At 47.0% G+C, this 7,968-nt stretch carries 9 protein-coding genes; 1 reads left to right on the top strand and 8 read right to left on the bottom strand.

Annotated elements, in window-relative coordinates; translation table 11 throughout:
- Positions 1-489 (bottom strand): DUF1080 domain-containing protein (locus Q0668_RS21230; RefSeq protein ID WP_298868316.1); only part of this gene is annotated, 489 nt, incomplete at its 3' end.
- A 439-nt stretch (positions 490-928) separates the two neighbouring features.
- Positions 929-1,177: a hypothetical protein gene (locus tag Q0668_RS21225; protein WP_298868314.1), complete on the bottom strand. Its 249-nt coding sequence runs from the start codon at positions 1,175-1,177 to the stop codon at positions 929-931.
- 436 nt (positions 1,178-1,613) lie between these two features.
- Between Q0668_RS21225 and Q0668_RS21220 the strand changes: the two genes are divergently transcribed.
- Complete coding sequence (locus Q0668_RS21220; RefSeq protein ID WP_298868312.1) at positions 1,614-2,939, top strand: Gfo/Idh/MocA family oxidoreductase; 1,326 nt, start codon at positions 1,614-1,616, stop codon at positions 2,937-2,939.
- Between the two features lie 213 nt (positions 2,940-3,152).
- On the opposite strand, the gene Q0668_RS21215 is transcribed toward Q0668_RS21220, so the two are convergent.
- The 6 genes from Q0668_RS21215 to Q0668_RS21190 form a co-directional block, all read right to left on the bottom strand.
- Positions 3,153-3,443 carry a hypothetical protein gene (locus tag Q0668_RS21215; RefSeq protein WP_298868309.1) on the bottom strand — a complete coding sequence of 97 codons (291 nt, stop codon included), beginning with the start codon at positions 3,441-3,443 and terminating at the stop codon, positions 3,153-3,155.
- Between the two features lie 248 nt (positions 3,444-3,691).
- Positions 3,692-4,033 (bottom strand): hypothetical protein, encoded by a 342-nt coding sequence (locus tag Q0668_RS21210; RefSeq protein WP_298868307.1) that lies wholly within the window; start codon positions 4,031-4,033, stop codon positions 3,692-3,694.
- A gap of 97 nt (positions 4,034-4,130) precedes the next feature.
- The gene (locus Q0668_RS21205) at positions 4,131-4,595 is read right to left on the bottom strand and encodes a hypothetical protein (RefSeq protein ID WP_298868306.1); all 465 of its coding nucleotides are present in this window, start codon (positions 4,593-4,595) and stop codon (positions 4,131-4,133) included.
- A 447-nt stretch (positions 4,596-5,042) separates the two neighbouring features.
- Positions 5,043-5,546 (bottom strand): hypothetical protein, encoded by a 504-nt coding sequence (locus Q0668_RS21200; protein ID WP_298868304.1) that lies wholly within the window; start codon positions 5,544-5,546, stop codon positions 5,043-5,045.
- A gap of 429 nt (positions 5,547-5,975) precedes the next feature.
- Positions 5,976-7,601, bottom strand: a complete 1,626-nt coding sequence (locus tag Q0668_RS21195; protein ID WP_298868302.1) for a cation:proton antiporter — start codon at positions 7,599-7,601, stop codon at positions 5,976-5,978.
- Positions 7,602-7,780: 179 nt separating this feature from the next.
- The coding region (locus Q0668_RS21190) for a hypothetical protein (protein ID WP_298868300.1) at positions 7,781-7,968 on the bottom strand (188 nt) is incomplete at its 5' end.

Genomic DNA, 7,968 nt, shown 5'->3' with positions numbered 1-7,968 from the left:
ATTCGAGCCTGGATCGATTCCTGGCTCAACCCAAATGGGAAATATCGGTTTATAAAGTTGATAGAGCCAGCCTGCTTTTTGCGGGTCGTGGCCATCGACGTTATCCTGTATTTGGATTTCCGGTCCGGTGCGCCAGGGAGTTTTTTCTTCTTCTGTAACATGAAACATCAAGCCGCTGTTTCCCTCTTTGGAGATGCGATACTCTAAAGAGATTTCAAAGAACCCGTACTGATCTTTCGTAATGATATCGCCGGCCCCTTTTCCAGATCGGGAGAGAATCCCGTCTTTAATTGTCCAGCCTTCACTGACGCTGTCTTTTTTGAAATTCCGCCATGCGTTGGTTGTTTTACCATCAAAGAGCAGCTTCCAGCCACTGCGCTGCTCGGCAGTTGAAAGTCGATTTAACGTGGCATCATCGTCGGCAGAGACAACCGCCGAATGAAGGCACATGGGAACCAGCATCAGAATCAAAGAGAGTTTGTTTCGCATCTTAGATGGACTTCCTTTATGAATCAGCAAACTATTTGAATTGTTCGAATAAGTCTTAACTTAAAGAGAGTACGATTCCCTACTTATACAGTTATCTAATATTTACCACTGGGAATCAACCACTAAGACCTGCTGACTCAATAGATTTTTTTGGCTTCCGTGCGGTGGTTGTGTATGCTGCTACGCCACCTGCAACCGAGAAATTCAAAGCATACGGTAACTCTTTCAATATGTATACTGGCGTCTTCAAGTCAAAGATTCGGGTGTCTTTGCCATTCCACCCCGTTAGCAATGGAGCGTTGAGACGTGCTGGAAATAAAAAAAGCCGGGGCATTGCCACCCCGACTTGATCAGTCAGCTTTTCTATTATCAGCGTGCGTTGGTTAAAAACCGACATCATCGATTTTATTACGAATCAGTGAGTTTGCTCTTTTGCAAGTCAAATTGCATTCGGATCAGAAGAGACGGCGTCGATCAGCTTTTCGCCATCAATGATCTGATAATTCCCTTTTTCAAGACAATAAACTGGTCTCCCGTTTTCGTCCATTAGAAGTCTCAATTTGTCCTCTACTTCAAAGAATCCGACTTTCTCGTTGTACTCATGGCGCATTCTTTTGAAGCTGTTGATGTGGACAGTTTCTCCGGCATTTGTCACTGCAGTGAAAACGTTATCATGCCTTAAAATCATTCTCTTCTCTTTTTTTTCAGTCGATGACCAATGCCAGTTTGATAAATGCGAGTTAATAAAACACCTGCTGACAAGACTTCGTGAGGTGTCATGTCAATCTAATCATCGTTTAGAATGATCCTGTTCACTCAGGATAGTCTGTGAATCTCAAGGGTTTTCCCTCAATTTGGAATCTTGTGTTCACACAATTCGTACAGTACTTCTGTCAGTTGTGACCCTTATAATGTGAACATATCCATTTTCGAGTCAGATCTGGACGGAAGACTGGAAACTGGATTGCGATCGATATATGAAGAAAATAGGACCGACATAGGATTGTCGAACCGGCTTATTTTTCTTCACCTCGTGCGAAATTCATACATGAATTTTGGTATAACGTTAATACTTCGATCATCGCAGCTGCATATTACAATCATGATTTCTGGAGACTTTTGAAATGAGCGAACAAGCAGAGGATCATTCCACGCGGGGAGACAATCCTGTTTCGCGCAGAACATTTCTCCGCGATGCGAGTACGGTGACCGCGGCAGGACTTGCTGCAGCTCCTGCTGTCTGGGCGGATGGTGGAAACAATACTGATATCTTACGAGTTGGCCTGATTGGCTGCGGATCCCGCGGCTCGGGTGCCGCCGTGAATGCGATGCAGGCAGATCCGAATACCCGACTCGTGGCGATGGCAGATATGTTTGAGGACAAACTGAAATCGAGCGCGGAGCGGATTAAGAAATCGATCGGCAAACAGTATGCCGTTGATCCGAGTCAGGAATTCGTGGGTTTCGATGCCTTTGAAAAGTTGTTAAGCACCAATGTCGATGTGGTTCTGCTGGCAACTCCCCCGCACTTTCGCCCGGCTCATCTCAAGAAGTCCATCGAAGCTGGTAAACATGTTTTTGCGGAAAAGCCGGTGGCGGTGGACGCGCCTGGTGTTCGTTCTGTGCTGGAGACGTGCAAACTTGCCCGACAGAAACGGATTTCGATCATGTCCGGCCTCATGCTGCGTTACAGCAGTGCGATGCAGGAAACGATGAACCGCATCCATGAAGGTCAACTTGGACGGATCGTGACGCTCCAAACGAACTACAACATTAATGGGCTCTGGTCTCACCCCCGCAAGCCCGAATGGAGTGAGATGGAGTGGCAGCTGCGCAACTGGTATTACTTCACCTGGCTCTCGGGAGGGCAACTTGTGGAGCAGCATGTGCATGGACTCGACCTGATGTCGTGGGCCATGCAGAATGAATATCCGATCAAATGTTTTGGGTTAGGTGGCAGACAATCGCGAACCGATCCGCTTTACGGCCACATCTTTGATCATCATGCCATCTGCTATGAATACAAAGGCGGGCAACGTGCTTTTGCGTTTTGTCGCCAGCAGGATGGAACTGATATCAATACGTCTCAATTTGTGTTCGGAGAAAAGGGAACCGCCAATCTGAATCGGAATACGCTCAGCGGCGCGAAAACCTGGCGTTACAGCAGGGCCCGAGGTCGTGATAAAAATGGGGTGCAGGATCTGCCGTATGTACAAGAACACGCGGCCTTGTTCAAAAGTATTCGAACCGACTCACCCATTTGCAATGGTGAGTACGCCGCGAACAGTTCGCTGATGGCCATTATGGGACGCATGGCTTCTTTCACAGGAAAAAGCATTACGTGGAAACAAGCCGCGAATTCCAAAGAGGATTTGACACCAGCGGAATACACGTTCGGCGAGTTGAAAGTTGCGCCCGTTGCCCTGCCCGGACAGACGCAATTTTATTAAGAGGTGTTGTTAACGGCTCCGTGTGCAACGGATTGCTATCCGGCATTTCAGCGTCAGAATCGACATTGATCCCAAGGAAAGCCTCGCATATGTGGCGCGAAAAACGATGAGCTTTGGCGACCGGACAAGCCTCAATTTAGTGATCACCAAATTCGGACGGTTGATCTTCCGTTCAAAATGGGCGCGCAAGCCGGACTTCGGTGGATCAGATTGTTATGTTGTGATCTGATTAGATTCATCATCCTGAATGTCGTCTGGATTGGGCTCGATTGTTGTAGGATGGGTTAAGTTCCAATCAATCATTAATCCAATGATCGCACCTGAAGTGGCACCAATCAATGGAACAACGAAATCCTTGAATGCCGCCTCTTCGTGCGAGCTTGAAATTGGATCAGTAAATATCATCAGGACAACGATCCCAAGTATTGAGCAAGTGACTATGGCCCCCCTATTGAACAGCAAGCCAGAAGTTGCGATTCCTGCGAAGAAAATGAAATATGCCATGCGAAGGTCCGTGAACAATTCAGATGGATTTTCCATGAGGACGGCCGACAATGGTAGAAACGAAATTAGCCCCACGCTTATCCATAGCACACGTTCAAACTTGGTGATTTTTCGTTTGGATTGAAGCAGCTGGATCATGTCAGCCCAAGCAATATAACGACCGCGTTCACCTGGCCGCGGCGAACGATGATGATTTTAATTGCCGCGCGGCCTGCGGCTCCGTGTGCAACGGTTTTTTATTCAAGCTGTTAATAAGAACCTGATTCAGGCGTAAGATCATCTTCATTTGGGCATTTGCCTGAGACTAATTTATTGTCGTTTTTACAAAGTTTATGCATAGCCCACGTGTCGATAATATCACCTGCAATTGCATTGTCGTATATATATTCAAGGAAATCTTCATAGTCATCAAAGATTAAGAGGTCTGGTGCACGACTACCATGGTAATGCCAATGCTCAATAATTAGAGAGCCCTCTTTTTCAAGTGTCGTTTTGATGATTAGAAGACTCTCTTCGCTAAGAATATTTGGCTCTTTTGTCGACCAGGCCGAAGTGCCTATTATTGGTTGTTTCAAGGATTTATTTTTCATTAAAAACTACTTGGATCATGACCAGCGTAACCGGGCGGCGACGTTACGCATTTGATTTCAGATTCCGCCGGATCCACCGCTCCGGTTCACGTAATTGCTATGTGTCGATTATCGTGGCAAGGTAACCCTTAGTAAAGCTTTGAACCTGCGCTGTTTCGATTGCATGCGGCAGGTAAATTCTCAGCGTGGCACCGTTTTGTATCAAGACTTGATTCTGTTGCGAATCCGGAATTGAGTCCAAAGATAATGTGTCTGGCATTTGCTGATGGCTTTGAATTAACTCGATTCCGTGTTTATCGAAGGCTGAAACGCGTGAAACAAATTCATCAGTTGGTAGCTGGAGATCATAACCCACGTCACGTACCATCCCGTAATAGCTGGTATCATTTGTGTTGAGGGCAATCGAGGTTTGCCACCACTGCATGTATTGATTCGGGCGATGGCCAAGAATCCAGATCCACGGCACAGCGATGTCCAAGAATCTGGCGAGAACACTTACGACGGCACCATGCACGTACACGATTTCGCAATTATCTCGTTCTTCGATGTCGGTGCAGTTCATAGGTACTTAACTATTGATAGGCAGAATTTGATTCTGTCTAAAGCTATCAGGATTTCTGTACATTATCAACCGGAATCATATGAGCTGGTGCTCACAACCAGGATCACTCTTCATGACCTCTGCCGTTCGGAGGTTGCCCAAACTTGTTGACCCCGAGATGGTCTATCTTCTTCAGATGCAATTATGGATTTTAGTGCGGGAGGTTCATGTGCGTGGGGCGAGGACATCTAGTGGGATTTGTTTTGCGTGAGGGGAGTATTTTTGGATGGAGGAAAACCGCGGCTAACGCCGTGCGGCTGATTTTGTTTGATGCAATATATCTCTGCCCGGACAGACGCAATTTTATTAGGAAATGTTGTCTGTTGTGTGATACCAGAATGTCCGCGGGTGGCAATGCAATTGTGCGATAGTCTTAAGAGAACTGGTTTCTTTTTCTTACTTGTTCGGCTATTCGGGCCGCGTTTGATATAGTGCTTCACGTCCCTGTGGATGGGCAATACGACCACGAATGCGAAGTGCAAATGATACAAGCCATGGACTGATGGACAAAGCGAGCGTGGCGAAAATCTGAATTTGCTTGCGAGTCATCGTCCTCATGTGGGGCGGATTTGACATTGAAGTGGAAATGTCGTCCGAATCGTAACCACCAGCTGGCGAGGACTTGTTTGAGCCAAGGGAAGTTACGACAGTCACGTTGGACGACGTGTGTTGAATATCGAATTTATGACCCCACGGATCAACAGTATCTGAAGGTAATTCTCCGGTTTTGATTTGTTGAGCCTGAAAGAAGGCTTGGGTGTTGCGTGCTTCTTGACGGCTTTGCTCGATATTGGGCATACCGAGCATGATGATCAGCATGGAGAGAGCGGCCAGCAGAGAGAACTTGACAATTGTCATCACGACACCGACTGAAAGGTTGGGATGTTGCTTTGTCGAACTATTGATAGTCAAAATTTGATTCTGATTAAATTTATCAGAATTTCTGTCTATTATCAACCGGCATCATATGAGCCGTCGCTCACAACCAGGATCACTCTTCATGACCACTGCCGTTCGGAGGTTGGCCAAACTTGTTGACCTGACAGACAGACCCTGAGATGGTCTATCGTCTTCAGATGCAATTATGAATTTAGTGCGGAATGTTCATGTGCGTGGGGCGAGGTCATCTGGTCGGATTTGTTTTGCGTAACGGGAGTATTTTTGGAATGGAGGGAAACCGCGGCTAACGCCGTGCGGCTGATTTTGTTTGATGCAATATATCTCTGCCCGGACAGACGCAATTTTATTAAGAGATCGGGACAGTTGTGTGTTACCAGAATGCCCGCGGGTGGCAATATTTTAGTATACGATATTTAAAAGACCATTTTTTTCTTCCTGATCTCAATCCGCTGGATGATCGAAAGTGATTAAAATGCGCAGGAGTGCTATGGATGCTTCCGCTTCTTCGCTGACGACTCGGTCGGCACCAACTCTTTTCAGTTTTCCAACATTGATCTGATAGCGACATCGTACAATTAGAGTTCCGGTTCGATTCAGTTTACGGATTGTTCGTACGATCTGCACTGCTGATTCATCATCGGGGACACAGACCGCTGTCATCACCGATTTGTCAACTTCAGCAAGCTCTAACGTTCTGTTTTCCGTCGCGTCGCCCACCACAGTTCGAAATCCTTCCTGAGCGAAAGGATGCAGATTGATGGGGCTCAAGTCAATCAAGCACACGTCTTTTCCTTTGATTTCGAGTTGTGACGCGAGCTGACGTCCGATAGGCCCCGCCCCGATCACGGTCGCACGAGTGCTCTCATTTTGTACTGATTCATAAATTCGTTCTGTCTCTTGCTCCACGTCTTCAGAATGCACCAGCCGTAACCCGAGTTTCATCAATGGTGGTGTCAGGATCAGGGAGCCGACGGCGATTGCGACGACACTCTGATAATCGACATCGGATAATACGCCAGATTCCAATCCAAGTAACACCAGGACAAACGCGAACTCGCCGACATGAGCTAACCCGATCCCCATTCCGAAGGCTCGGCGAAATGGTAATCCGGTCAGCCGTAGCGCGATGGTTGCCGCAAACGTTTTAATGACGATCACGCCGACCAACATAAGCGACATCTCAAAAGGCTTGTTCAAGAACAGTCGGGGATCGAAAATCAGCCCCAAGCCGATGAAGAAAATAGCAGCGAATGTCTCTCGAAATGGTAACACCAGGGCGTCAATCTGTTTTGTCCAGCGGTTACCGTTGAAGATTAATCCTGCTGCAAACGCCCCCACGGCCGGAGGCAGTCCGACCGAGTAAGCCGCGAGTGTGACACCACCAAGTGAAACAATCGTGAATAGAATAACAAGTTCGGAGTTCCGATACCCGGCGAGTATCGGAATCACCCAATTTGACAGAAGATATCTCAGCCCCACTACTACCACGACAAACAATACCGACGTCACCGCCAACATTGCATAGGCGGTGAAACTCTCTGTCTGATCCGTTCCAGTCAACAATGGGACCAGTAGTAACAGCGGAATGAGCGCCGCATCCTGAAACAAAAGAATGCCGACGGCTCGGCGACCATGCGGTTGTTCCGATTGTCCCCATTCAGACAGTGCCTTGAATACGAGCACAGTCGAACTGAAAGTGACTGCTGCGGCGATTAATACAGCCGACTGCCAACTTATCCCCAACCAAAGTAACACCGCAACAACTGGCAGCGCAACCAAGGTCATTTGCACCGCACCTCCGATGATCAGATTGAATCCGAGTCGTTTCAAATCATCGAGCAAAAACTCCAGACCAATCGAAAAGAGTAATAAAAATACGCCCACTTCGGCAAAGTGTTCCAACTGGTTCTGTTCATTTAGCACCCAACCCAGAACGCCTTGTCCGATGATTGCTCCGACGATCAAATAGCCGATCAAGATGGATGACTGCAACCAACGACATATCAAATTCGCAATTAAACCTGCACTTAAAATGATAAGAATGTCGTGAATGAGTGACTGAGTCATGTGTTTCCGATTCAAATTGAGAAATAACTGGTTGAACTGTCAGACCAACCTCTGAAACGGCCCTTTCATTTCGAAACAGTCTGCTGTGTTATCCCTCACAGACAGCTTTAGTGCTAAAACTGTTCTAGCACTAAAGCTGTGAAAATGGAACGACTCTTCTCTATTTCCTACTTTTCCCCTCAAGGGTTGGGAGCATATTCTACCTCCTCCGCCTGCTCGTAGAAGTCTGTTTCCGCAATCCGGTTTTTACTACTGGCCTTGCGTCTCTGCATGACTCTTTTATTACTGCGATCAAGTTTTTGACTCAAAGCATAGGAGGCACGGTTGGCAACACGGTAGATTAATACATTTATACTTTCATCCTGAT

This window comes from uncultured Gimesia sp. (genome assembly GCF_937910335.1).
Taxonomy (GTDB): Bacteria; Planctomycetota; Planctomycetia; order Planctomycetales; family Planctomycetaceae; genus Gimesia.
Note: the sequence above shows the minus strand (reverse complement) of the source record. Positions and strands in the feature narration are given on the sequence as shown.